This window comes from Bacteroidota bacterium, assembly GCA_016706865.1.
Taxonomy (GTDB): domain Bacteria; phylum Bacteroidota; class Bacteroidia; order Chitinophagales; family BACL12; genus UBA7236.
Genome location: JADJIS010000001.1, coordinates 84,538 through 111,352, shown reverse-complemented (window position 1 = coordinate 111,352; position 26,815 = coordinate 84,538). Strand labels below are relative to the sequence as shown.

Annotated in this window: 25 protein-coding genes; 23 read left to right on the top strand and 2 right to left on the bottom strand. The window is 36.6% G+C overall.

The features are described 5' to 3' along the window. The 6 genes from IPI31_00490 (at position 1) to IPI31_00465 (ending at position 5,935) form a co-directional block, all read left to right on the top strand. Positions 1 to 969, top strand: coding sequence for an outer membrane beta-barrel protein (locus tag IPI31_00490; GenBank protein MBK7566282.1), 969 nt, complete (start codon positions 1 to 3; stop codon positions 967 to 969). Positions 970 to 1,082: 113 nt separating this feature from the next. Then, positions 1,083 to 1,982, top strand: a complete 900-nt coding sequence (locus IPI31_00485; GenBank protein ID MBK7566281.1) for an outer membrane beta-barrel protein — start codon at positions 1,083 to 1,085, stop codon at positions 1,980 to 1,982. A 353-nt stretch (positions 1,983 to 2,335) separates the two neighbouring features. Continuing rightward, complete coding sequence (locus tag IPI31_00480; protein ID MBK7566280.1) at positions 2,336 to 3,796, top strand: sodium:solute symporter; 1,461 nt, start codon at positions 2,336 to 2,338, stop codon at positions 3,794 to 3,796. 9 nt (positions 3,797 to 3,805) lie between these two features. After that, positions 3,806 to 4,513: a TIGR00730 family Rossman fold protein gene (locus tag IPI31_00475; GenBank protein ID MBK7566279.1), complete on the top strand. Its 708-nt coding sequence runs from the start codon at positions 3,806 to 3,808 to the stop codon at positions 4,511 to 4,513. A gap of 30 nt (positions 4,514 to 4,543) precedes the next feature. Next, complete coding sequence (gene bcp, locus IPI31_00470) at positions 4,544 to 5,005, top strand: thioredoxin-dependent thiol peroxidase (GenBank protein MBK7566278.1); 462 nt, start codon at positions 4,544 to 4,546, stop codon at positions 5,003 to 5,005. Between the two features lie 93 nt (positions 5,006 to 5,098). Continuing rightward, positions 5,099 to 5,935, top strand: coding sequence for a T9SS type A sorting domain-containing protein (locus IPI31_00465; GenBank protein MBK7566277.1), 837 nt, complete (start codon positions 5,099 to 5,101; stop codon positions 5,933 to 5,935). A 65-nt stretch (positions 5,936 to 6,000) separates the two neighbouring features. Here IPI31_00465 and IPI31_00460 read toward each other — a convergent pair whose 3' ends face one another. After that, positions 6,001 to 6,522 carry a DUF5606 domain-containing protein gene (locus IPI31_00460; protein MBK7566276.1) on the bottom strand — a complete coding sequence of 174 codons (522 nt, stop codon included), beginning with the start codon at positions 6,520 to 6,522 and terminating at the stop codon, positions 6,001 to 6,003. A gap of 115 nt (positions 6,523 to 6,637) precedes the next feature. On the opposite strand from IPI31_00460, the gene uvrB reads away from it, so the two are divergent. The 17 genes from uvrB to dnaJ all read left to right on the top strand — a co-directional run bounded on the left by uvrB (position 6,638) and on the right by dnaJ (position 24,753). Further along, positions 6,638 to 8,668, top strand: coding sequence for an excinuclease ABC subunit UvrB (gene uvrB / locus IPI31_00455; protein MBK7566275.1), 2,031 nt, complete (start codon positions 6,638 to 6,640; stop codon positions 8,666 to 8,668). Then, a complete protein-coding gene (locus tag IPI31_00450; GenBank protein MBK7566274.1) occupies positions 8,652 to 8,792 on the top strand; it encodes a T9SS type A sorting domain-containing protein in 141 nt (46 codons plus the stop codon). The genes uvrB and IPI31_00450 overlap by 17 nt, the downstream gene beginning before the upstream one ends. After that, the gene (locus IPI31_00445; protein ID MBK7566273.1) at positions 8,793 to 9,716 is read left to right on the top strand and encodes a T9SS type A sorting domain-containing protein; all 924 of its coding nucleotides are present in this window, start codon (positions 8,793 to 8,795) and stop codon (positions 9,714 to 9,716) included. 122 nt (positions 9,717 to 9,838) lie between these two features. Then, a complete protein-coding gene (locus tag IPI31_00440; protein ID MBK7566272.1) occupies positions 9,839 to 10,684 on the top strand; it encodes a transketolase in 846 nt (281 codons plus the stop codon). 531 nt (positions 10,685 to 11,215) lie between these two features. Then, complete coding sequence (locus IPI31_00435; GenBank protein ID MBK7566271.1) at positions 11,216 to 13,246, top strand: T9SS type A sorting domain-containing protein; 2,031 nt, start codon at positions 11,216 to 11,218, stop codon at positions 13,244 to 13,246. A gap of 183 nt (positions 13,247 to 13,429) precedes the next feature. Next, positions 13,430 to 14,797, top strand: a complete 1,368-nt coding sequence (locus IPI31_00430; GenBank protein MBK7566270.1) for a VWA domain-containing protein — start codon at positions 13,430 to 13,432, stop codon at positions 14,795 to 14,797. Between the two features lies 1 nt (position 14,798). After that, entirely contained in the window at positions 14,799 to 16,172 is a 1,374-nt protein-coding gene (locus IPI31_00425; GenBank protein ID MBK7566269.1) for a VWA domain-containing protein, read from the top strand. A gap of 11 nt (positions 16,173 to 16,183) precedes the next feature. After that, positions 16,184 to 17,140, top strand: a complete 957-nt coding sequence (locus IPI31_00420) for a transketolase family protein (protein ID MBK7566268.1) — start codon at positions 16,184 to 16,186, stop codon at positions 17,138 to 17,140. A gap of 137 nt (positions 17,141 to 17,277) precedes the next feature. Continuing rightward, positions 17,278 to 17,829 (top strand): sigma-70 family RNA polymerase sigma factor, encoded by a 552-nt coding sequence (locus IPI31_00415; GenBank protein ID MBK7566267.1) that lies wholly within the window; start codon positions 17,278 to 17,280, stop codon positions 17,827 to 17,829. Positions 17,830 to 17,979: 150 nt separating this feature from the next. Continuing rightward, positions 17,980 to 18,585: a hypothetical protein gene (locus IPI31_00410; GenBank protein ID MBK7566266.1), complete on the top strand. Its 606-nt coding sequence runs from the start codon at positions 17,980 to 17,982 to the stop codon at positions 18,583 to 18,585. A 30-nt stretch (positions 18,586 to 18,615) separates the two neighbouring features. After that, entirely contained in the window at positions 18,616 to 19,089 is a 474-nt protein-coding gene (locus tag IPI31_00405; GenBank protein MBK7566265.1) for a hypothetical protein, read from the top strand. 496 nt (positions 19,090 to 19,585) lie between these two features. Then, positions 19,586 to 20,263 (top strand): DUF4290 domain-containing protein, encoded by a 678-nt coding sequence (locus IPI31_00400; protein MBK7566264.1) that lies wholly within the window; start codon positions 19,586 to 19,588, stop codon positions 20,261 to 20,263. Further along, positions 20,263 to 21,555, top strand: a complete 1,293-nt coding sequence (gene murA / locus IPI31_00395) for a UDP-N-acetylglucosamine 1-carboxyvinyltransferase (GenBank protein MBK7566263.1) — start codon at positions 20,263 to 20,265, stop codon at positions 21,553 to 21,555. Before IPI31_00400 ends, murA begins: the two co-directional genes overlap by 1 nt. A gap of 177 nt (positions 21,556 to 21,732) precedes the next feature. Further along, on the top strand, positions 21,733 to 22,254 hold the full coding sequence (locus IPI31_00390) for a TlpA family protein disulfide reductase (protein MBK7566262.1): 522 nt from the start codon (positions 21,733 to 21,735) through the stop codon (positions 22,252 to 22,254). Positions 22,255 to 22,268: 14 nt separating this feature from the next. Continuing rightward, a complete protein-coding gene (locus tag IPI31_00385) occupies positions 22,269 to 22,838 on the top strand; it encodes a TlpA family protein disulfide reductase (GenBank protein MBK7566261.1) in 570 nt (189 codons plus the stop codon). Positions 22,839 to 22,993: 155 nt separating this feature from the next. Further along, on the top strand, positions 22,994 to 23,527 hold the full coding sequence (locus IPI31_00380; protein MBK7566260.1) for a nucleotide exchange factor GrpE: 534 nt from the start codon (positions 22,994 to 22,996) through the stop codon (positions 23,525 to 23,527). A gap of 74 nt (positions 23,528 to 23,601) precedes the next feature. After that, positions 23,602 to 24,753, top strand: a complete 1,152-nt coding sequence (gene dnaJ, locus IPI31_00375) for a molecular chaperone DnaJ (protein MBK7566259.1) — start codon at positions 23,602 to 23,604, stop codon at positions 24,751 to 24,753. A 433-nt stretch (positions 24,754 to 25,186) separates the two neighbouring features. Here the strand turns inward: dnaJ and IPI31_00370 are convergent, their stop codons facing one another. Next, the gene (locus IPI31_00370) at positions 25,187 to 26,602 is read right to left on the bottom strand and encodes a histidine--tRNA ligase (GenBank protein ID MBK7566258.1); all 1,416 of its coding nucleotides are present in this window, start codon (positions 26,600 to 26,602) and stop codon (positions 25,187 to 25,189) included. Between the last annotated feature and the right edge of the window lie 213 nt (positions 26,603 to 26,815).

Sequence of the window (26,815 nt, the reverse complement as noted above, 5' to 3'; positions counted from 1 at the left end):
ATGTTCAAGTACATGCTTCGTTTTATATTCTTGTTAGTGTTTGCTGTAAATATACAAACTGCAACCGCCCAGCAATATGTAGAGTTAGGGGTGTTCGGAGGAGTTGGAAACTATCAGGGAGACCTTGCTCCCGTTGCATTTGTGCCTAAAGAAACGCATGGTTCGGTAGGTGCATTTTATAAATATAATCTCAATTATTGGTTCGCACTTAAAGCATCTGTTTATCAGGGATTTATATCCGGAAATGATGATAATTCCACAGAACAATGGAAACAGGAACGAAATCTGAGTTTTCAATCGCCCATTCAAGAGGCGTCTGTATTTGCGGAGTTATTTCTAAAAAAATACAATCCGAATTATCGGTGGAACATACTATCACCCTATGTTTTTATCGGTTTCGCCGTTTATCATTTTAATCCAATGGCGAAATACAATGGTGTTTATTATGAGCTTCAACCACTTGGAACCGAAGGGCAAGGGAGCAGTTATTACCCCGACAGAAAACCATACAGTTTAACCCAGTATGCCTTGCCAATGGGATTAGGTTTTAAGGGATCCATAACCAAGGATTGGAATATCGGCATTGAAATGGGATATCGAAAAACTAGTACTGATTATCTGGATGATGTAAGCACAACATACATTTCAAAGGAAATATTGCTGGAAGGAAATGGCGATATCGCCTGGCAGCTTTCCAACAGAACCGACGAAATGAACGGTGATATAGAAGTGCTGCGCGATGATCATAAATATCGCGGTGATGACACTAATAAAGACTGGTATATTTTTTCGGGAGTAACACTTTCCCGAAATATAGCTGTTAAAGGTTGGGATGGCGGAAAGTACAAGGTAAGTAAAAACCTTAAAAAACCGGGTTTGCGCCAGTCGCGTAAGAAAGCAGATTGCCCGGGTATTAGAAAAAGCTTTAAAAAGAGCAATTATGGCACTAAAAAACTTTTTAACCGTTAATTATAATACCTCTCACACACAATATTATCGTCATTTTTAAGTTATATTAGGGTTGAATTACATTTTTTGAAAACAAATTGATAATTTTGTTAATTAATCAATTATACCACAGGATGAAAATATTAAAACTCCTCAGTTTTCTTTTCATATCAAGTAATCTTATAGCTCAATCGGCATATGTTGAAGTGGGCGTAATGGGTGGTGTTGCCAACTATTATGGTGATATGACCCATGATTATGTTGTGATGAAGGAATCACATCCTGCATATGGCGGATTCATCAAATACAATATTGACCATAAGATGGGTCTTAAATTCAACGTATACAGCGGCACAATATCAGCTGCCGACAAAAATAGTGATCGCGCCAACCTGAAAGCCCGTAATTTGAGTTTCACTTCCGATGTTACAGAAGTTGCTTTTACATTCGAATATTATATTGGGGGATATCGCCCTGTAGAATTTAAAAAGAGATTTGCACCCTATGTTTACGCAGGTCTCGCAGGATTTCATTTTAATCCGCAGGCTTATTACGAGGGAGAATGGTATGATCTTCAACCTTTGGGAACAGAAGGTCAGGACATGGAAATTTTTCCATTCCGCGAAAAATATCGCCTCTATGAATTTGCTGTTCCTTTTGGGGTAGGATTTAAAATGGCGCTTACCGAACGTTGGAACCTCGGCTTGGAATATGGAGCTCGTTGGACTTTCACCGATTATCTGGATGATGTTAGTAAAACCTATGTCGATAGAAATTTATTGATAGAGGCAAATGGTATAGACGCCTATAATTTATCAAACAGAACCGGTGAGTTTTTGGTTGGTGAGCCATTCGATTATGAAAATAACGACTGGAGAGGTGATCCAACTAATACCGATCTATATATGTGGTTTGGGGTAACCTTCAGCAGAAATTTAATTAAAGGTATTGAAGAAGGTTTCAGAACAAGCACTAAAGATATTTTAGGCTGTCCGGGACCAAAACATATCAATAAACCTAAAAAGCATAGATAAAAATATTTAATGGTTGGAGAATATAAAGACGGGGTGCAAGTATTTGCACCCCGTTTGCATGTTTGCCAATTGTAAAACCATACGAAGTGTAATTATTGAAAATTACAATGTTTTTCAACTGAATTCGATTCCTTAGATTTTCTTAATAAGTGGCACCCTGAATAGAAAATCGCAAGAATTTTCCAATTATATTCAACTTTCAAGATTTTCTTATTCGGGGGAACCCTTAATAGAAAATCACTAAAGTTTTCATATTTAATCCAACTTTCAAGATTTTCTTATTCAGGGTGTTTATATCTTGCCGTTTAATGTAAGAATTTACCTCTAATTTTCACCGCTGGTTAACTGTATCTATGTCGCCTTGGTTTTTTGTAACTATATTATCCGTTTATTTCCTTTTTCTGTTTCTCATTTCATGGGTCACTTCGCGCAATGCGGGAAGTAATGCTTATTATTTAGGAAATAAATCTTCACCCTGGTATGCTGTTGCCTTTGGATTAATAGGTGATTCCCTTAGCGGTGTAACATTTGTTTCGGTGCCAGGCGCGGTTGCGACTCAGAATTTCGGTTACATGCAAATTGTGTTCGGATATCTTTTGGGATATTACTTTATAGCAAAGGTTTTACTTCCACTTTATTATAAAATGAACCTGACGTCCATTTATACTTATCTGGGGGAACGACTTGGATCCACATCTCAAAAAACAGGTTCCTTCTTTTTTATTCTTTCGAGGTTAATTGGTGCAGCATTCCGTTTATATATTTCGGCAACCGTATTGCAATTATTTATTTTCGATAATTGGAATATCCCTTTTGAAATTACCGTGACAGTGGTGATCATTTTAATTCTATTGTATACTTATCGCGGTGGAATTAAAACACTGGTGTGGACAGATACTCTTCAATCCTCATTTTTATTATTGGGGGTGATATTATCCATAGTTGCCATCGCCAACAAAATGGATCTGAATTTTACAGAAATGGTAACAACTATTTCAAACAGTAAGTATTCAAAAATATTTGTGTGGGATGTTAATGCAGCAAATTTTTTCGGGAAACAATTTATTAGCGGCGCATTAATTGCAATTGTTATGACAGGTCTGGATCAGAATATGATGCAGAAAAATTTAAGTATGCGCACATTACCTGAAGCGCAAAAAAATATTTTATGGTTCAGTTTTGTATTGATTTTTATTAATTTGTTTTTTGTATCTCTGGGCGCATTGTTGTATGAATACGCTGAAACAATGCAAATAGCTATTCCTGCTAAAACAGATCAGTTATTTCCGATTTTGGCATTATCTCATTTAGGCACTTTTGCTGCGGTTGTATTTATTCTCGGAATAACAGCGGCAACTTTTTCCAGCGCCGATTCCGTTTTAACAACACTTACAACCTCTTTTTGTATTGATATATTGGGAATGGATACCACCACTGTAGAGTCGGTAAAACAAAAAAATACCAGGCATGTTATTCATATTGGGTTTGCGGTATTATTGCTAATAGTAATAGTTGTTTTTAAAGCAATTAATAATGATACAGTCATCAATGCCGTATTTACAGTTGCAGGATACACTTATGGTCCATTACTTGGATTATTTGCATTCGGAATACTTACTAAAAGAGCAGTGTACGATAAATGGGTTTGGATATTTTGTATCATTCCACCAATTTGTTGTTATTTTATTAATACTTATTCAAAACAACTTTTGGGGGGATATCAGATCGGTTATGAATTATTGTTATTGAACGGAATTTTGACATTTATAGGTTTATACTTAATTTCAACAAAAAAATATAAAGCATCATTGTAAATTATTTTTATGGCAGAAAAGTATCGCAGGAAAAAACTTTTTAAGGTTAAAGACTGGACCGAGTTGAGTGCCCAATCCAGCTGGCGCATGTTTAAGATCATGGCGGAATTTGTGGATGGATTTGAAAATATGGATAAAATAGGCCCTTGTGTTTCCATTTATGGTTCTGCAAGAACAAAACCTGATCATAAATATTATAAATTATCAGAATCCATTGCAGCTAAATTAGTGCATGAGGGATTCGGAATTATTACCGGAGGTGGTCCAGGAATTATGGAAGCCGGAAATAAAGGTGCTTTTAAAGAGGGCGGAAAATCTGTGGGTTTAAATATCGAATTACCCTATGAACAAAATCACAATCCCTACATCGACCGCGATAAACTTATCAATTTTAAATACTTTTTTGTGCGCAAGGTTATGCTTGTAAAATATGCCCAGGCTTTTATTTTTATGCCCGGTGGATTTGGCACTTTGGATGAGATGTTTGAAGCCCTCACACTTATTCAAACGCATAAAATTGAACGAGTTCCGGTAATTTTAGTTGGAAAAACCTATTGGAAAGGATTAATGACCTGGGTGAAAGAAACCATGTTGCACAAAGAAAATAATATAAGTGAAGAAGATCTCGACTTATTATTTATTACAGATGATGCTGATGAAGTGGTAAAACATATCAATGCATTTTATGCAACATCACAATTGAGACCAAATTTTTAGATCTTTTGAGTTATGGCAGAAATTGTTTCCATTACACATTTAAAGGCTGGTGATAAAGCTCCACCATTTAGTGCATCCGATCAAAATGGAAAATTGATTGACTCTGCGCAATTAAAAGGGAAAAAATTTGTTCTTTATTTCTACCCGAACGATGATTCCGAAACCTGCACAAAGGAAGCATGTAATTTCAGGGACAATTATTCCCTTCTTAAAAAGAGTGGCTACACAATAATTGGAGTTTCGCATGCGCCAGTAATTTCAAAAAAGAAATTTGCAGATAAATATAAATTACCTTTTACTCTTTTAGCAGATACCGATCTCAAAATTGTGAAAGATTATGGAGTGTATGGCGATAAATTATTTATGGGAAGAATAATTACCACTATTCACAGGATCACTTTTATTGTAAATGAAAAGGGTATTATTGATAGAGTGATCACCAAAGTAACCTCGGGAAACGCAGCAAAACAGATACTGGAAAAATTATTATAAATGCATCAAAGTAATTTTTATGTCATTTTGTGAATTACATGTAGATACATATATTTGCAACGTGTAATTTTATTGCACTTTAGGTTATACTTTATGAAAAAAATAAATCAGATCAATGTATTCTTCTTCTTTCTTGCACTTGTTATAGGAATTGGGCTGAGCACCAATAGTTTTGCAAAAGAAGATGGTGCTCCATCTGGAAACACAGGATCACCGGGCGATGATAACCAAACATGTGCCCATGTTGATTGTCATACCGGCAGTGCATCTGAAAAAGATGGATTAATATTTACCGATGTGCCGGAAACCGGTTATTTAGCAGGAATTGATTATTTGGTTACTGTTACCATTACCGATACCGCCGTTCAAAAATTCGGATTTCAGGCATCACCACAAACAATAACAGGAAGTAAACTGGGAGATCTGTCGCTGATAAATACCCTACATACTAAAATGACGGGCGGAAGTAAATATGTAACGCATACTTTGTCGGGAACATCCGGAGATGGTGAGCGGACATGGACTTTCAACTGGACCCCTGACGACGCACACGGCGATGTAACTTTTTATGTTGCAGTAAATGCCAGCGATAATGAAGAGGATGCAACGGGAGATAAAATTTATACTTCGAGTGTTACTATAAAGGAAGATCCGGCAAACAATCCACTTACCCTTGAGGAATTAAATAGAATAACATTTGATATGGTTTCTCCTGCACAAGAGCAGTTGAGTTTATACATTGCAACACCTGTCAATAGCCCGATATTTGTCAATATATTTGATATTAATGGCACCTTAATTTCCAGAACTAATTTTTCCAATTCTAACGGTGCTTTTGTTATTCCGTTAACGGATTTCAGCTCCGGTTTGTATTTTGTTTCTGTGGTTAATGAAAAGGGATCACTCACCAAACAATTTATTAAATTTTAAGAAAATATTTAACAAATAAAAAACCCGATGCGTTTAACATCGGGTTTTTGTATTTATACCCTTATTTATTCTTTAGCTTTCGGCTTTTTAGTTTTTGCTTTAGGAGCAACTTTTTCTGCTTCTTCTTCCTGCACAACTTCTTCCTTTGCAACTTCTTCTGTTTTTAATTTTTCTTCCTCTTCCTTTTGTTTTTCTTCCAGTTCAGTTTGGAAAACACCTTTTTCATCCAAAATAGCAAACCATTTAACGAATTTTTTAATATCGCTTAAATGCACTTTTTCTTTGTCGTAGGTTGGCAATATTTGCTCAAAATATGCTTTTAAGGTGTCGTTGTCAGCTTTGGCATCTGCAGGTGGAATAGTTTCCTTTTTTTCGTAAGCCATTAACATCACATCCAAAAGATCAATGGTATCGTCATCGGCATAAATGGAAATATTTTCCAATGGTGAAAATAGATGTTCTCTGTTGGAGATGAACTTTGTCCAACCCTCGGTAAGTGAGGTAACAATAACGCCGGATGGCTTCTGAGACTCCATTTTATACAATCCCGGCATCCCGGTAATAGAAGTTATTTCTGTAAAACGCATAATTCAATTTTGCGCAAAATTAACGAAACGAAATCAGGATTTATTTGTTTTGTGAAAAAGGGATACTTTTCTCTCCCTATATTTGAGAAATTATAGATAATTATTGTTTGAACTTATGGATTTTAAATTAACCAGCAAATTTATACCCACAGGCGACCAACCCGAGGCCATTAAGCAGCTAGTGGATGGTATCAACAACGGAGAACAGGCACAGGTGCTACTGGGAGTTACCGGAAGCGGAAAGACCTTCACCATTGCCAATGTTATTCAGCAGGTGCAAAAGCCCACTCTTATCTTATCCCATAACAAGACACTTGTAGCGCAGTTATATGGTGAATTCAAACAATTTTTTCCGGATAATGCAGTGGAATATTTTGTGAGTTATTACGATTATTATCAACCCGAGGCATATATTTCATCCTCAGATACTTACATCGAAAAAGATCTTTCCATAAATGCAGAGGTGGAAAAATTGCGTTTAAAAACATCCTCCAGTTTACAAAGCGGGAGAAGGGATGTAATTGTTGTTGCAACGGTAAGTTGTATCTACGGTATGGGAAATCCCGCTGAATTTAAAGAAAGTATCATCAAACTGAATGTGGGAGATAAAATTTCGCGCAGTGTATTATTACATCATTTGGTGGATGCATTATACAGTCGCGCGGGAGTGGAATTTAAACGCGGAAATTTCAGAGTGAATGGAGATATTGTGGATATTTTTCCCGCATACGCCGATTTTGGATATCGCATTTCTTTTTTTGGAGATGAAATTGAAGAGATAGAAGTATTTAATCCCGATACAGGAAAAAAAACGGAGTCACAAAAAAATATTGCCATTTTTCCTGCGAATTTATATATAGCTCCTCGCGATATTTTGCCTTCTGTAATTCATGAGATTCATGCGGAATTAGATGCACAGGTTCGATATTTTGAAAGCATAGGAAAATATATAGATGCAAAACGTTTAGCCGAACGCGTGAATTTCGATATTGAAATGATAAAGGAATTAGGATATTGCAGCGGTATAGAAAATTATTCGCGTTTTTTTGATAGAAGAAAACAGGGTCAGCGCCCATTCTGTCTTATTGATTATTTTCCGGAAGATTTTTTAATGGTGATAGACGAAAGTCATGCTTCCGTTCCTCAGGTAGGTGCTATGTATGGTGGCGACAGAGCCCGAAAAATAAATCTGGTGGAATACGGTTTTCGTTTGCCCAGCGCTATGGATAACCGACCACAGAATTTCGATGAATTTATGAGTTTGTTAAATCAGACAATTTATGTGAGTGCAACTCCCGCTGATTTTGAATTAAAACAAAGTGGTGGTGTAATTGTTGAACAAGTGGTTCGACCAACAGGATTATTGGATCCGCCCATTGATATAAGACCTTCATTAAATCAGATAGATGATCTGTTACATGAAATAGATCTGCGCATACAACAAAATGAACGTGTATTGGTTACAACACTCACAAAAAGAATGGCAGAAGAATTATCAAAATATTTATTTAAGATGAATGTAAAATGCCGTTACATTCACAGTGAAGTGGAAACCTTGGAACGCGTGGAAATTTTGCGCGACCTGCGTTTAGGAAAAATTGATGTAATTGTAGGCGTTAATTTATTAAGAGAAGGTTTAGATCTTCCCGAAGTTTCTTTAGTTGCAATTTTAGATGCTGATAAAGAAGGATTTTTACGCAATACAAGATCTTTAACACAAACTTCCGGAAGAGCTGCGCGAAATTCAAACGGAAGAGTAATTATGTATGCCGATAAAATAACAGAAAGCATGCAACGCACCATCGATGAAACAAATCGACGACGCGCAAAACAAATTGCATATAATGCAAAACATAATATTACCCCTACAACAATTATAAAATCAACAGAAGAAATATTTAAAAAATCCAGCATCGTCAATCTCAAAAGCGGTGATCCGCAACCTTATATTGAACCACAGGATATGTCGTCTCTCGTAGCTGATCCGGTAGTGCAACTCATGAGCAAACCCCAACTCGAAAAAGCAATTTCCGATACCAAAAAGAAAATGGTGCAGGCTGCAAAAAATATGGAGTTTTTAGATGCTGCGAGGTTGAGGGATGAAATGTATTCATTGCAGAAGATTTTGGATGATAGGGTGGAATAATGGCAATCGTATTCGTGAAAAGTCTTATATTGATGTAAGTAAATTATCAGCCGGGGTTTATTTTGTAAAATTGACAACACAATCGCAACAAATTTTTTCTGAAAAATTCGTTAAAATATATTAAATGGGAAAAATTCAATTTACCCTTAAGGAGTATTCCATTTTATCTGTTACGTTTTTGCTATTGAACAATAACTCAACGGCACAAATAATTTATACTGATATTGATCCGGATATGATTTTAGATACCTATGAGGAAGAAGGGTTTGTTGATATGGATAATAATGGATTAATTGATTTTTCATTTCAACGAGGGAATACACAATATGTTACCACTACCTATTCAGGTGAATTAGGGGAAACATTTACAAGAACGGTAATTTGGGCATCATTTCCTGATTCACCTGAAAATGAAATTGCAGGTAGTTATAATACATTTTCAAGTTCGTTCACTCGGTATTATCCGTATGCGATTAATCTTGGCGATATAATTACAAAGGTTGGACCAGATGGTTTAAGTTTTCAGGACTGGCCATTCCAAAGAATGGCTTATAAACTAAAATTTAATAGTGGAATCCTGATTGGATCCGGCGGCAATTGGTTCCCAGAAAAAATCGACCGTTATCTGGGCGTTCATTTTGTGGATAGCGACGATAATTATCATTATGGTTGGATACGTTGCAGTGTTATTGACTCGGGAGATGTATTAATTATAAAAGATTATGCATATGAAATGGAAGTGGATAAACCCATTTATGCAGGAGATACCATAAATTTTAATGCTGTTGAAGAAATATATTTGCCTGGGATTACGATATATAGTTTTGAAAGTGATATTTATATTATTGCGGAGGATAAATATATCAATTTAGCACAAAAAGAAAGGCCATCAGTTAAAATTTTAAATCTGTCCGGAGAGTTAGTATATGAAACTACTCTAAATGAAAAAAACACCAAAATAACATTTGATGAATTACCTCCTTCTTTATATTTGGTGGAAGTGACATTAGGGAATGATAAAATGGTAAAAAAAGTAATTTTGCAATGATCAGTTTAATTTCATTATTTTTAGTCTAAAATGATTGCATGGCGATCAAATAAATAGAAATACCTAACCCAGATCTCCTGTCCATTTTCTTTCCTATCTTTGCCCAAAATAACGTAGATCGCATGTCAGATATCAATCAACTAAAACGTATAGCCACGCAAGTGCGCAGAGATATAATTCGCCAGGTTCACGGTTGTCAGAGCGGGCATCCGGGTGGTTCTTTGGGTTGCGCCGATTATTTTGTCGCCTTGTATTTTGATGTAATGCAACACAATACCGATTTTAAAATGGATGGTATCGGGGAAGATGTTTTTTATCTGAGCAACGGTCATATTTCTCCTGTTTGGTACAGTGTTTTAGCCAGAGCAGGTTATTTTCCGATAGAAGAGTTAAAAACCTTCCGCAAAATGGATTCACGTTTGCAAGGCCACCCAACTACAGCGGAACATTTACCAGGTATTCGCATAGCAAGCGGCTCCTTAGGACAAGGTTTATCCGTTGCAATTGGCACTGCTCTCGCCAAAAAATTAAACGGCGACGATCGTTTGGTGTACACCCTGCATGGCGATGGCGAAATGGATGAGGGACAAATATGGGAAGCTGCCATGTTTGCGGCACATCACAAAGTAGATAATATTATTTCTGCAATAGATTATAACGGTCAGCAAATAGATGGTCCCACCGAGAAAGTAATGAGTTTAGGTAACCTCAAAGCCAAATGGGAAGCCTTTGGTTGGGATGTTATTGAACTTAAGGAAGGAAATGACATGGAAAAGATACTCGAAACCATTAAAACAGCTCAAAACCATACCGGAAAAGGAAAACCAGTTATGATATTACTACATACTGCAATGGGAAGCGGTGTCGATTTTATGACAAACGACCACCAATGGCATGGAGTTGCTCCGAATAATGAGCAGCTGGAGAAAGCTTTGGGGCAACTTGAGGAGACGTTGGGGGATTATTGATGGGGTGAATGGGGAGTAGTGAGTGGTGAGTATGCTTTTGCTCGGCCGAAAGTTTGAGGTCTTCCAAAAAGTTCCAATGTTAGCAGGAGCGGGCTCACGATTCACGAAAATGAGTAATGAGTTATGAGTGATGAGTTTGATCCCGGTAAACCGAAAACTTATACTCCTGAATAATGACCCCGTTAGTAGTGGCGAGATTGCTCCGGGTTGAAATTTTCCTTCGCACCGTGAATTTTTGATTAATTGTAGAGACGCAATGCATTGCGTCTCTACAATTAATCAAAAATTCACTTGCGAGATTGACGCTCAAATGTTTATGCTTCCCGGACTCACGCTTCACGATTCACGCTTCACGAAAAGATCCTCGATAGCCGAATACTATTACTCTTGACTAATGACTATTGACTCCCGATAGAGTTCAACGGACTCACGCCTCACGATTGACTTGTCCTCCGTAGCTTTAGCGAAGGTGGACGTTTCACGACTTCCCTTTTTTTCCTTAACTTTAATCATAATTAATTCGAACGGATCGTGAAAAAGGAACAACTCTTTAAGTTAAGCAACTACTCCCTGTTTTCTTCAGCATTTTTACTAATTGGAAATACTGCAAATGCACAAATAATTTACACTGATGTTGATCCGGATGAAACTGCATTTACTGATGAAGTGCAAATAGATATGGATAATGACGGTGATGTGGATTTTAAATTGATCTTTATTGCGGAAACATTTACATCATTTTCAACATCAGAATTAAAATTGCGAATAAATCCTTTGGGGGATAATAAAGTTGCGATCAGTACCCAAATTGTACCTGTTACCTATTCAGGTTTACCTTGGGCGACATATACAGGCGGTGCAACACAAATTGTATTCACAGTTGCTCCCTTACTTAATTCGGGAGCTGTAATTGATGAAGGATTAAATTTTACACTTAATATCGCAAATTTATATGAACGATTAAATTTTAATGTTTATAGCAGTTACGATCATCAGGCAATTGCAGGTGGTGATTGGTATGGCGCTGTAGATAAATTCGCAGCATTTCAATTTTATATCGATGGAGCATTGCATTATGGTTGGATGCGATTAAGTGTTGATATTTTAAGCGGGATAACAATTCATGATTACGCTTATCAATTAATTGCTGACACACCAATTACCACAGAATTAGTTTCCTATTCTCCGATATGGAATTTTGTGCAGGATGCAGGAACCTCCGGAACAGGTGAGGATCTGCAATTTAATTTCACCGCTCCAGGTGATGAAGAAGATATAGATGTTTATCGCATTATTGCGGTTAAAAAAGCTATTGCAGAAAATTTTACGGTGGACATGGCAAATGATTTGTTGCCGGGCCAATATTTAGAATTAATTCCGGATGGAAGTATCGACTACACAGGAGCATTCACAGCACTTTCACAGGATAGCGACGGCGATCTGATCACTGTTGGAGAACCATATAAATTATTTGTTTTAAATGTTATGGATCCTGCATCTGGTTATGCAAATATGATTTCCAAAGCATCCGAAGCTGTGGAATTAATTGATGCAGTTTCCGCTCCAGTGGAAAATGTTATAACAGATATTGATGACTTTGGAAATGGTCTGGATATTAAAGTTACCTTCGATGAACCGGAAACAATTCAAGGTATTAGTGAATACAGAATTATAATTGTGAAAAAAGATATTGCCGATGTTTTTACTTTAGCTGAAGCAGAAATTGTTGGTCCGGGAAATTATATTTCTGTAGCACCCGGAGAAATAAATTATACCCTTTTACTAAACGAATTATCCGTTGATTCAGATGGTGATCTGATAGAACCCGCAAAATACAAAAGTTTTGTTTTAAGTGTTGCTGATGGAACATCCGCGGCTGTAAGTGCATTATCTGATCCTTCAGAAGTAATTACCATTGAAACGCAAACATCGGTTGTTAATAGTATAATCTTGGAAGATATTGCGGAGACCGGTAATGGCGATGATATTAAAATCTCCATCTCCGTTTCTGCCCTGGAACAAACTGTGGAAGAATACAGAGTATTTCTTGTGGATTTTGCTACGGCATTTGATTTTGATGTTGCTTCTGCGCAAGCTGTGGGTTCTCCAAATTATTTTTCGATAATTCCGGATGGAAATGATATTGAATTAAATGGCAATGCCAGCACAACTGACAGTGAGGGAAATTTAATTAGCTGGGGAGTACCATATTACGTTTATGTTTTATCCGTTGCAAGTGTATATGGAATTGAAGATACTTTGTCTCTTCCATCTAATCAGGTAATACTTAATTTTCCTGTTATAGAAAATATCGATCAAATTAATAATGATGATATACAAATTTATCACAGCAATAATGTAGTATTTCTTCAAGTTGATTTCCAGATTGAAAACGATGCAACCTTTACAATTTTCAATTCTGCAGGACAGATAATATTAGAATCTAAAATATCGCAAGGTTTGAATGAATTTCCTATCCATTGGCTAAATGGAATATACTATGGGGTTATTCGTTCGGGAAAAAAGAACTTTTCCCAAAAACTAATTATTGCTGATCAATAACGATGGGAGCGCACAAATAAATGTAATTGCACTCCTTTATGGTGTTTTTGCAAACTATACTATACATACCCTCAACTCCACTGTTTAAAGCCTAACTTAAAGAACTGCGAATAAACGGCAGCATTTTTGTTTATTTGCAAAACAATCTTTTAAAGGTTGAATCCGTTTTATCGGAGCCAGACTATGCACAAACTTTTACTTTTGTTATCCGTTTTCCTATCTGTATCTGGTTTTAGCCAAACTAAACCTGTAGGAAACACCAAACGTATCCTCATTCTTTTGGATGGAAGTGGAAGTATGGTGGATCCCTGGAACAATACCAATAAATGGGAAGTAGCTAAAAAGCTCGTGGTAAAAACAATTGATAGCATTCAAAAAGCAGAACCTGACGTTCAGATCGGAATACGTGTATTTGGTCATCAAAGTCCAAGAGTTGCCCATGATTGCGAAGATTCCAAACTGGAAGTGCCAATTTCTAAAAATTCAGCCTCTGCAATTAAAGCAAAATTAAATACATTAACTCCCCAGGGATATACGCCCATTGCTTATTCCCTTTTTCTCTCAGCCGGCGATTTTATTTCTACGGAAGGAACGAACTCCATTATTTTAATTACGGATGGAATTGAAAATTGTGAAGGCGATCCCTGCGCAAGTTCAGATGTGTTGAGGGAGAAACGAATTACCCTGAAACCATTTGTTATTGGCCTCGGATTAAAAGAAAGCGATAAAAAGAATTTTGAATGTATTGGAAGTTATTATGATGCCGGAAATGAAAAAGCATTTTCTAATGCAATGAGTATCGTAATTTCTCAGGCATTAAATATTACCACCACTCAAATAAATTTAATTGATGCTTTCGGATTGCCTACAGAAAAAAATATTGAAATAACTTTTTACGATAGTTTTTCCGGTGAGGTGAGATATAATTATGTGCAAACTCCGGATGAAAAAAATCAACCCGATACCTTATATTTAAATCCCATTGGAAAATATAATATTGTTGTACATACAACACCGGAAGTTGAATTAAAAGAAGTGGAATTAATTCCGGGTAAACACAATATTATAGGTGTGGATGTACCACTTGGAATTTTACAACTCACGGAAGGAACAGGAACAGTGTTCAGTGAAAAACAATGTGTAGTAAGAAATAATGATAGCGGTGAAATTTTATACGTACAGAATTTTAATTCCAAACATAAATATATTGCAGGTACCTATGATATTGATGTTCTTACTCTCCCAAGAATCCATTACGAGAATTACCAAATTAAGGGAGGAGTAGATAATAAAATAGAAATCCCGCTTCCAGGAACACTCAATATTTCATCCCCCGAAAACAAAATTTATAGTATTTATACATTAACGGATGGTAATTTGGAAAAGATCTACGAATCAACCCTAACGGGCTCCGGAGCTTCAGAAATGGTGCAATTGTTACCGGGAGATTATAAAATATTCAGCAGGTCAAATCTAAAAAAAGCATCAGCAAATACAAAGGAAACTAATTTTACAATTAAAAGCAGTAAAACTGCATTGGTGAAATTATAATTTGAAAAAAATAATTACATATCATCCAAAATTATTTTCAATCATACTGATCTTATTCATCAGTACACAATTATTTGCTCAAACTGCGCAACCCACACGTGTGCTGTTTTTAGTGGATGCATCGCGCAGTATGTTACAAAACTGGGATCGCAATTCTAAAATGGTGGCCGCTCATAGGGTTGTAAATGGAATTGCAGATAGTCTAAATAATATGCCAAACGTTCAGATGGCAATGCGCATTTATGGACATCAGAGTCCGCAACCGGCTAATGACTGCGAAGACTCCAAATTGGAAATTGCATTTAAATCTAAAAATGCTCTTGCAATTAATAACAAGCTGGATGATATTCGTCCTCAGGGAGTTACCCCAATTGCGTATTCCATAGAACAAACAATTACGGATTTCGGTCCTGATGCAAAAAATTATCGCAATATTTTAATACTTGTAAGCGATGGTTTTGAATCCTGTGGGTTAAATCCCTGTGAAGTTGTTTTGCGATTAAAGAATCAGGGAATTATAACAAAATCATATGTAATTGGAATTGGTATAGATGCAACGGAATATTCACAATTTTCCTGTATGGGTGAATTTTTAAATATTGAATCGGAGCTGCAAACCGAATTTGTGATAAATACTACCATTGCCAAAATATTTAATTCCGTTTTTACCAGAGTAGATCTTTTAGATGTTAATAAAGATCCAACGGAAACAGATATGCTGATGACCTTCACCGATGCCGAAACAGGAAAGGCACGATTTAATTATTACCATACTATAGATCCAAAAGGACATCCGGATACCATTACACTTGATCCATCTTTAGGTTATGATCTTCAAATTCACACTACTCCGGAAATTTGGAAAAAGAATATCGATCTCACTAAAGGCGAATTAAATATCATCACAGAACCGGCTCCTCAGGGTTATTTGAAAGTGTATGTGAAGGGAGAAACCTTTAAGGGAAGAATCAATTGCATCATCAAAAAAGATAAAAAAATCGTCATAAATCAAACCTCCAACAACAGTCAAAAATTATTAATTGGTGAGTATGAACTTGAAATTTTAACTTTGCCGGTAATTAAGGTAAGCGGAGTTCAGGTTGAACAGGATAAAACCACAACAATTGAGATCTCAGCGCCCGGATATGTCACTTTCAGTAAAAATGAACAGATAGCCGGTGCGATATATGAAAATAAGGAGAATAAATTGGAGGAAGTTTACGAGCTGAGCGATACGAACTTAAAGGAAACACTGGCTTTGCAGCCCGGAAAATACATTGTTATTTACCGTTATCTTTCAAAAAAGGATATGGCTGCAACAAAAGAATATACCTTCGAAGTTGTAACTGGAACTGCACTTACCGTCAGACTCTAAAAATTGTAATAGTGATAAACGTAGATTACACCAATCAGAAAGACACGCGTTCCGGTTTCGGCGCAGGTATGTCGGAATTAGGAAAGTTGAACCCGGAAGTTGTTGCCCTTTGTGCCGACCTAGTTGGTTCCTTAAAACTCGACGATTTCATTAAAAACCATCCTGAACGCTTTTTCCAGTGCGGTATTGCCGAGGCAAATATGACAGGAATAGCCGCAGGACTAACAATTGGGGGCAAGATACCCTTCGCCTGTACCTTTGCCAATTTCGCTACAGGTCGCGTATACGACCAGATCCGACAGTCGGTAGCCTATTCCAATAAAAATGTAAAGATCGCGGCTTCCCATGCCGGTGTTACTTTGGGGGAAGATGGCGCAACTCACCAGATATTGGAAGATATCGGTTTGATGCAAATGTTGCCAAATTTCGTGGTTATCAATCCTTGTGATTACAATCAAACCAAAGCTGCAACAATTGCGGCAGCTGAACATATGGGCCCTGTTTATCTTCGTTTTGGAAGACCAAAATGGCCCATTTTTTATCCTACCACCGAAAAATTTGAAATTGGAAAGGCCTGGAAAATTCAGGATGGAAAAGATGTTTCCATTTTTGCAACGGGTCACCTTGTTATTAAGGCAATTGAAGCTGCAAAAATTTTAGTAGAAAAAGGTTACTCCGTAGATCTAATTAATATACATACCATTAAACCTTTGGATGTTGATGCAGTCATACAGTCTGTTGCTAAAACGCGTTGTGTGGTAACTGCCGAAGAACACCAGATAATTGGTGGATTAGGAAGTGCAATTGCAAAAACAGTAAGTGAAAATACTCCCGCACCAATCGAATATGTAGGAGTTCACGACAAATTCGGCGAAAGCGGAACTGCAGAACAATTACTCACTAAATACGGTATGAGTACACAACATGTGGTTGACGCAGCATTAAAAGTGATGCAGAGGAAGGGGTGAGACAGGAGTCAATGGTCAGGAGTCAATAGTCATTAGTCATTATTGATATTACCAAAGTCCAATGTCCAGTCCTATGTCATTTTTCCAATGTCCTATGTCTAGTCCTATGTCCTATATCCTATGTCCTACGTCATAAAATGACAGATAAAGAGATCCTCCATCTATGTCTCAATGAAAAAACCAGGGATCTCGGTTTTAAACATCTCGTTTCTGTTTATTCGAAAAAAATTTATTGGCATGTTCGACGAATGGTCACCGATCACGATGATGCAAACGATGTGGTGCAAAATTGTTTTATAAAAGCATGGAAAGGATTGCCGAATTTCAGGGAGGATAGTCAGTTATTTACCTGGTTATATCGCATTGCAACAAATGAATCCATCACCTTTTTACAAGACAGATATAGAAAAAATAATTCCGGTACGGCAATAGAAAATAATTCTTTTGTAAGCTCCTTAAAAGAAGAGGTGTGGATGGATGGTGAAACATTGAAAGAAAAGTTGCAGTCAGCCATTGATACCCTTCCCGCAAAACAAAAACAGGTGTTTATCATGCGTTATTTTGACGAAATGAAATACGAGGAAATGGAAGAAATATTGGGAACTTCCACAGGTGCACTGAAAGCAAGTTTTCATCATGCAGTGAAAAAAATTGAGGTTATTTTGAAGGAGGGATTAAACTTTGGGTGAGGAGGGGAGTCATAGGGGAGAGTAGGCAGTAGGCAGTGGCAGAAAAGGAGATTTGTGACGGGTGTCAATTATAAGAGTTATGAGTTATGAGTGTGATGCAGGTAGCAACAAGGTTCCTCGCATCAAGATGAAGACTTTTGGATAATAAAAATGAAAAACGAAAAACAAAATATCAAACGCGAATTAGAGGAGCTGAACAGCATATTAAAGGATATGCCGGATGATGGGGGGTTAAATTTTCCGATTGGATATTTTGAAGAGTTGGAAAGTGATATTCTGAATAAAACAATTTATGCTGAGAAGGATATAAATAATAATAAAAAAATTATTCGTCTTACCTGGTTAAAATATGTTTCGGGAATTGCTGCGGTATTTGTATTGGTATTTATTGGGGTTAAGATATTTGGAAATAAAAATGATGGGCTTGAAATGCAATTGGCAAAGATGAATAATGCGGAGATAGATAATTTTATATATACACAAATAGCATCCATAAGTTCAGAAGAGTTACAAAATTATTTAATACAGAATGTGGAGGATATTGACACTGAATTATTATTTGAAACAGATTTTATCAGCGATGCTTCGGTAATTGAAAAAATTTCGGAAGATGTGAACGAACAAATTATGCACGAAACATCATCCCCCCAAAAAAATGAAAATTTATTGGATGAAGAATTATTAAAACAATTAGACGATCAAACAATTCAGGATTATTTAAATGATGCAGCTTTATTTGAAGACCTTGGAATATAATCCTGAGCTCATTAACCAAAACCAATCATTATGAAAAAACTAACTATCATTTTCCTTTTAGGTTTATTTTCTACAGCGGCATTCTCGCAAGGTCCGCCACCACCTATGTTCGATGAAGAAAAAATAGAACCTTTGCGCATTGCATTTTTAACAAAATATCTGGATCTTACTTCCGAGGAAGCACAAAAATTCTGGCCCGTTTACAATAAAATGCGCGACGAAATTAAAATAGTAATGGATGCAGATAAAGCATTAAAGGATGGTAAAAGCATTAACGATATGAACGAGGAAGAATTAAATAAATTCATCTCCTCCCATTTCGAAAATGATCAAAAAATGCTCGATCTCAAGAAAAAATATGCAGAAGAATTCAAAAAAGTTTTACCCCTAAAAAAAGTTGCCCTATTAGCCGATGCCGAAAATGAATTCAAACGCCAAATGATCCAACATGCTTCAGAGAAACGACAAGGACCTCCGGGAAAAAATGAAAAAATGAAAGAATGAAAAATGAAGGAATGAGGCCCGACGACCTCACAGGTTTCGAAAACCTGTGTAGGTCTAATGGAAGGGGAAAATAAATAGGAATGAAAAAAAGGGGAACGCTGATGACGCGGATTGTGCGGATTTAACTGGATAAAAAAAAGAAGTGATAAAAAAGAATGATAAAAAAATGAAAGAAAGAATAAATTGATGATACCTATAATTGGATGCCCCTTTTTTAACCTTTCGACCTCTTCCTTCTTAAATTAGACACAGTAATCAGGATACATGACACGACTTACATTGATTTAATTTGGAAAATTTTATTACAAAGTAAAAGTTAGCATTAGGTTGTAAAATTTACAAGTAAAATCAATCGCCCTTTTTTAACCTTACACCTCTTCCTTCCTTATTTATTCCTTAGATCCTTCACCTTCGAATCTTCGAATCTTCTCCCTTCGAATCTTCAAGGGCTTCCCCTTCGAATCTTTTGTATACCTTTACGATAAATAATTAATAAATGCCTTACAATACTCAGCGGCCAAAAATGATACTTCGCGAATACGGCCGTCATATACAGATACTGGTGGAACATGCGTGCACGATTGAAGATGGAGAAGTGCGCAACAAACTTGTGCAGGATATCATCGATCTTATGGGAACAATGAATCCTACACTGCGCAACGTAGAAGACTTCCGTCATAAATTATGGGATCACATCTATATGATGAGTGATTTCAAATTAAATGCAAATTCACCTTATCCAACCCCGGAGCGCGAGTTGTTGCGACGGAAAAATATTAAACTGAAGTATCCTCGTCAGAAAATTCGTTTTGCCCATTATGGTAAAAACGTGGAATCATGTGTTAATAAGGCGGCCAAAATGGAAGATCCGGCAATGAAACAAGAGTTTGCGCAGGTGATCGGAAATTATATGAAACTTGTGCATCAGAATTGGAATAATGAGGATGTTAATGATGAAACCATTAAATCTGATCTTCAGAGTTTGAGCGATAATCAATTACAATTACAGGAAAATACCGATCTGGATACATTAACAAAATCCACTCGCCGTCAACCTCAACAGCAGCAACAAAACCGTCCAAATAAAAACTTTCAAAATCAGGGCGGAAGAAACTTTAAACGTCCGGGACAGGGCCAAAATCCAAATTATCAAAATTTCAAAAAGAACCGTTAATGGATGCATTTGAAATTGTAGGAGGCAACAAGCTGAAAGGCGAACTTGTGCCTCAGGGCGCAAAAAATGAGGCTCTTCAGGTTATTTGTGCAGTATTGCTCACCGACCAAAAGGTAACAATTTCAAATATTCCGGATATCCGCGATGTCAATTTCTTAATTGAATTGGTCGCCGATATGGGTGTAAAAGTGGAACGCCCAACGCGTGATACCTGTATTTTTCAAGCTGATAATATCAATTTAGCATATATCAACAGCGACGATTTTATTGATAAAAGTCGCAAAATGCGCGGCTCCGTGATGGTTATGGGACCACTTTTGGCGCGTTTCAAACACGCAACTTTATCTAAACCCGGTGGCGATAAAATTGGACGCAGACGTCTGGATACCCACATCATTGGTTTCATGAAACTTGGGGCTCATTTTGATCAAAATACAGGTGCAATTAGTGCCGAAAGATTAAAGGGAGCCTATATGCTGCTGGATGAGGCCTCCGTTACAGGAACTGCCAATATTTTAATGGCAGCAGTTTTAGCAGAGGGTAGAACAACCATTTACAATGCCGCCTGCGAACCTTATCTGCAACAGCTTTGCCATATGCTTGTGAGCATGGGTGCCAAAATAAGCGGAATAGGTTCCAATTTATTATACATAGATGGAGTGGAAAGTTTGGGAGGATGTGAACATCGCATTTTACCCGATATGATAGAAATTGGAAGTTTTATCGGTCTGGCAGCAATGACACAAAGCGAGATCACGATAAAAAATGTGCGTTACGATATGTTGGGTGTTATCCCTGAAATTTTTAGTAGGATGGGCATTCAAATGGAGTTGAGGGGAGATGATATTTTTATTCCGGAACAAAAGAATTATGCCATCCAGAATTTTCTCGATGGATCCATTTTATCAATTGCAGATGCGCCTTGGCCGGGATTTACACCCGATCTTATTAGTATAATACTGGTTGTTGCAACACAGGCACAGGGTTCGGTGCTGGTGCATCAAAAAATGTTTGAAAGCAGATTGTTTTTCGTTGATAAATTAATTGAAATGGGTGCGCAGATCATTCTCTGCGATCCGCATAGGGCTACGGTAATTGGTTTAGATAGAAAGTTTAAGTTGAAAGGAATAGAAATGAGCTCACCTGATATCAGAGCAGGTGTTGCATTATTAATTGCAGCCCTTTCTGCCGAAGGAAAAAGCATCATCCGCAATATTGAACAAATTGACAGAGGGTATCAGCAAATAGACAAACGCCTTCAGGCTATCGGAGCGCAAATCACAAGAGTTTAATAACCCTTGCAACTCTTTTCCTTACAAATTACTCTTATAAGTGTTGAAAACATGATGTTGAATTGATAACCTTAATTTAACTTTGTGTTTCCATTTTTACAGCGGGGAACCCCACACTTCCCCAAACGGTTTCACACATGATTGTAAAATTATTGGATTAATTAATTATCCTTTGTATTGAAAGCATATTTCATATTTGCAGGCATTTTATGTGCACTCGTTTTAGGAGCGTGTACTGTTCAGAAAGCAGTATCGGGTATACGCACGGGAAATATTGCGCCCGAAATTTCAGCAACTGATCCGGGTGGTAATATTATAAACCTGAGTAGTCAGCGTGGAAAATATGTTCTTATCGAATTTTGGGAAGCAGGAAATAGTCAGGCGAGAAAGAATCATTTTGAAATGGGAAGAATGTATCAGAAATATCGTGATGAAAATTTTAAAGATGGAACAGGATTTACCATTTACAGTATTTCAATAGATAGTGACAAGGCTAAGTGGTTATCCGCAATTAAAGAAGATATCATGGTGTGGCCATCACAGGTTATTGATACCGATGGATGGAATGCAAAACCTTTATTAGACTATGCGGTAGCTTCATTACCCAAATATTATTTGCTGAATGGAGAAGGTATTATTCTTCAACATAATATTATTATATCTGATCTGGAAACAATTTTGAAATCATATATAGAATAATTAATAAATTAACAATGATGCAATCCACTCCTCGAAAACCATTTAAACCACACACTCAAATTATTAAATTAACGTTCTTTTTTGCAATTATTATTCTTTTATCCTTTACAAGATGTTCTGTAACAAATAAAGTTACGGGAACAGCAACAGGTAATATTTCTCCGGAAATTGTTGCTTTGGGTACAGAGGGAATGTCTATTGCACTTTCTGAGCTAAAAGGATCCTATGTTCTAATAGAATTTTGGGAATCCGGGAATTCAGCAGCAAGATCAAATCATTTTGAAATGCAGCGCTTGTATCAAAAATACAGGGGTTCCGAATTTGAAAATGGAAACGGATTTTGTATTTATAGTCTTTCACTTGATACTGATAAATCTAAGTGGGCAGATGCAATAAAACAGGATAATATAACCTGGCCTTGTCAGGCATTGGATACTAAAGCCTGGAACGCACCTGCCGCAATCAAATATAATGTTGGGTTTCTCCCACAATATTTTCTAATAGATGGAAATGGCGTTATTGTGAAAAAGAACATCCTGATCAAAGATCTGGAGAACATAATAAAGGAAAATTTGGGCAGCTGATTCTCAATCTTTTCAGCATTTCTTACAGTTTATTAATGTCAATTTGGCAATGATTGCTCCGGTGGCAGTATTTTTGAACCCGCGGGTATGTGAATATTTTTCGGAATATCCGGGAATATTGCGCCAATTCGTCAAAAAAAAGCAATTCTAACATTATGATAGAAGAAAAGGATATATCAGAACAAGGGAACGAAGAAAACGGTAATGAGCATGCATTGCCGGTAGAAGGGGAAATAATTGATGATGCAACCACTTTTGTAAAGGATTTGGAAGAACAAAAGGACAAGTACATCAGGCTTTTGGCTGAATTCGAAAATTTCAAACGCCGTACTTCCCGCGAAAGAATTGAATTATTTAAAACTGCCGGTCAGGAAGTGATAAAGGATCTTTTACCCGCTTTGGATGATATTGATCGCGCAGAGCAGGTTGTTTCCGCTGCAAAAGATATTGATGCAGTGAAGGAAGGACTTAAACTCATCAGCGAAAAAGTGAAGAATATCATGTCGCAAAAAGGGCTCCGGGAAATTGAGTGTAAAGGTCTGGAATTTAATACCGATATGATGGAAGCCATTACCGAAATTCCTGCTCCATCTGAAGATCTGAAAGGCAAGGTGGTAGAGATATTGGAAAAAGGATATACATTAAACGATAAAATTATCAGATATGCCAAGGTTGTTATCGGCAAATAATTTTATCTTCCGCCAAATTCAATAAACAAATTAAGCAATAACATTAACTAGATTATCCCATCCGGGAATTTAATATGGCTAAAAGAGATTTTTACGAAATTTTAGGGGTGACAAAATCGTCGACAGCGGAGGAAATTAAAAAGGCCTATCGGAAAATGGCATTACAATATCATCCTGATAAGAATCCCGGAAATAAAGAATCGGAGGAGATGTTCAAAGAAGCTGCCGAGGCTTATGAAGTATTGAGCGACCCTCAGAAAAAAGCGCGTTACGATCAATATGGTCATCAGGGAGTTGGAGGTGCAAACGGCGGTGCCGGTCACATGAACATGGATGATATTTTCAGTCAGTTCGGTGATGTTTTTGGTGAATCTGTTTTTGGAGATTTTTTTGGTGGGGGTGGAAGAAGACAACAACAACAAAGACAAAGAGGAGTTCGTGGATCAAATATTCGCATTAAAGTAAAACTCACCTTAAAAGAAATTGCAGAAGGCACACGCAAAACAATCAAAGTAAAAAAATATGTTGTTTGTGATACTTGCAACGGAAGCGGAGCAAAGGATGCATCAAGTGTAAGCACTTGTAAAACTTGTCAGGGTTCAGGTTATGTGAGGAGAGTTCAAAATACCATCCTCGGACAAATGGCAACAACACAAACATGTCACACTTGTCACGGATCAGGCCAACAGGTTACTGCAAATTGTACAAAATGCCACGGTGCAGGAAGAATGTATGCCGAGGACACAATTAATATTGATATACCGGCAGGTGTTCACGATGGTATAGAATTATCGATGAATGGTAAAGGTAATGCAGGAGAAAAAGGCGGACCAAACGGAGATCTTTTAATTTCCATTGAAGAAATAAAAGATGCGGAATTAAAACGCGAAGGAAATCATGTTCTCTATAATTTATATATCAGTTTTGCAGATGCTGCGTTAGGAACAAAAGTGGAAATTCCAACTATCGACGGAAAAGTTCGCGTAAATATTCCGGAAGGAACACAAGGCGGACATATTATGCGATTAAAAGGAAAAGGACTACCCGCATTAAATAGTTATGGCAAAGGTGATCAGATAATTGAAGTCCATGTTTGGGTTCCAAAACATTTATCTTCCGAAGAAAAGAAAATGCTCGAAAAACTAAAATCATCCAAAAATTTTCAGCCTGATGTAAATCAAAAGGAAAAGGGATTTTTTGAGAAGATGAAAGGCATGTTCGAATGACGCGAGGCGCGTGACGCGAGACGCGTGACGTAGGATATAGGACATAGGACATAGGACTGACATAGGACATGGGAAATGGGACAAAGGAGAACTTTTTCGTATTACAGAAACCACTTTTGAGCCCTTACATTTTATCTTAATTTTTACGAAGATTTTTTTGAGGGAATAGGTGTATTATGCCAAGAATAATTTCTTCGTGTACCTTCGCGCCCTTCGCGACTTTGTGGCCTCGCCATCCGATTTAGTGGAAATAGGAAATAAGAATTAGGAAATATGACTGACATAGGACATGGGAAATGGGATATAGGAGGCCTTAACTGTAACTGGGCATTTGATTTCATAATTAAATCCACTAAATTTCGAGGGAAAAATTAACTTAAACGGTTTACTTTAAGTAAATCCTATTTCATATGTCCTATGTCGTATGTCCTCTTCACTCGCTAAGATCCATAAACCCACCATCTCTTTTTATAAATACACTTTCATTAATGATCTGAATTAATTCGTCGAGAGAAATTAATTGTTGATCACCGGTGGTCATATTTTTTAAGGTGAGTTTATTTTCTGTTATTTCGTTGGAGCCGATTATTGCTGTGAGTGGAATTTTTTTGTCGTCGGCGTATTTGAATTTTTTGGGCATTTTGGCGTTGATATCGGGATATATTTCGCAACGGATATTTTCTTTTCTTAAAATGGAAGCATAATTAAGACAAATTTTTTCTCCTTCCTCGTCAAATGGAATAAATAAAAGTTGTGTTGTTTTTAAAGCGGATTCAGGGAAAAGATTTAATTCGGTTATTACATCATAAATACGGTCAAGTCCGAACGAAATACCTACACCACTCATATTTGGTAATCCGAAAATTCCGGTAAGATCGTCGTAACGACCACCTCCCAATATACTTCCAATTTTTACATCATTGGAAATTACTTCGTAAATAGTACCGGTATAATAACTTAATCCGCGTGCTAATTTAAGATCAAATTCTATTTTAACGGTTTTATTTTCAACGCCTTTAATTTTTTCGAAGAGTTCTTTTATTTCTGTAATTCCTTTTTTACCTTTTTCCGCAATAAATATTTTTTCGAGAAATTCAATTTTTTTATCTGCATTTCCTGAAAGATCGAGTATAGTTTTTATTTTATTTATTTGATCAGATGTAAATCCTTGTTCATTTAATTCTTTGGTTACGCCATCAATTCCAATCTTATCCAGTTTATCAATTATATTTATGAGAATAAGATTTTTTTCTGTTTCTCCGATATATTCATTTAATCCGTCTAAAATTTTACGGTTATTTAAACGAATGGTGACATTCAGATTTAATTTTTCGAAAACATCCCTTATGATCATCACTAATTCGGCATCAATGAGCAAACTGTTGCTGCCGATGGCATCTGCATCACACTGATAAAACTCCCTGTAGCGCCCTTTTTGAGGTCTGTCGGCGCGCCAAACAGGTTGAATCTGATATCTTTTAAATGGGAATGTAATTTCATTTTGATTCATTACTACAAACCGCGCAAAAGGTACAGTAAGATCGTAACGTAAACCTTTTTCCGAAATATCCGCAGTTAATTTATTGCTGTTTTTTTCAGTGAGCGAAACAAGATCTGCATCCTTCAAATAATCGCCGCTGTTTAATATTTTAAACAATAATTTATCACCTTCAGCACCATATTTTCCCATCAAAGTGGAAAGATTTTCCATTACCGGAGTTTCCAAAGGTTGAAATCCATATAATTCGTACACGTTTTTAATTGTATCCATTATATAATTTCGTTTTGCAACTTCTTCAGGCCCAAAATCACGAGTTCCTTTTGGTATGGATGGCTTTTCTTTACTCACAGATTCTTTTTATAGTTAACTTTAAATTGATGCAATTACTTTTTTTGATAATTTTTTGATGTACCAATTGACTAATGTACCAATGTGACTAAGCCGAAACATTTTTCTTCCAATCTTGTCTTGACTTTAATTGATACGTGCAAAATTACTGAATATTTATATTTCCATTAAATTATATATATATTAAAATCCCCTCTTATTCCAATGGTATCA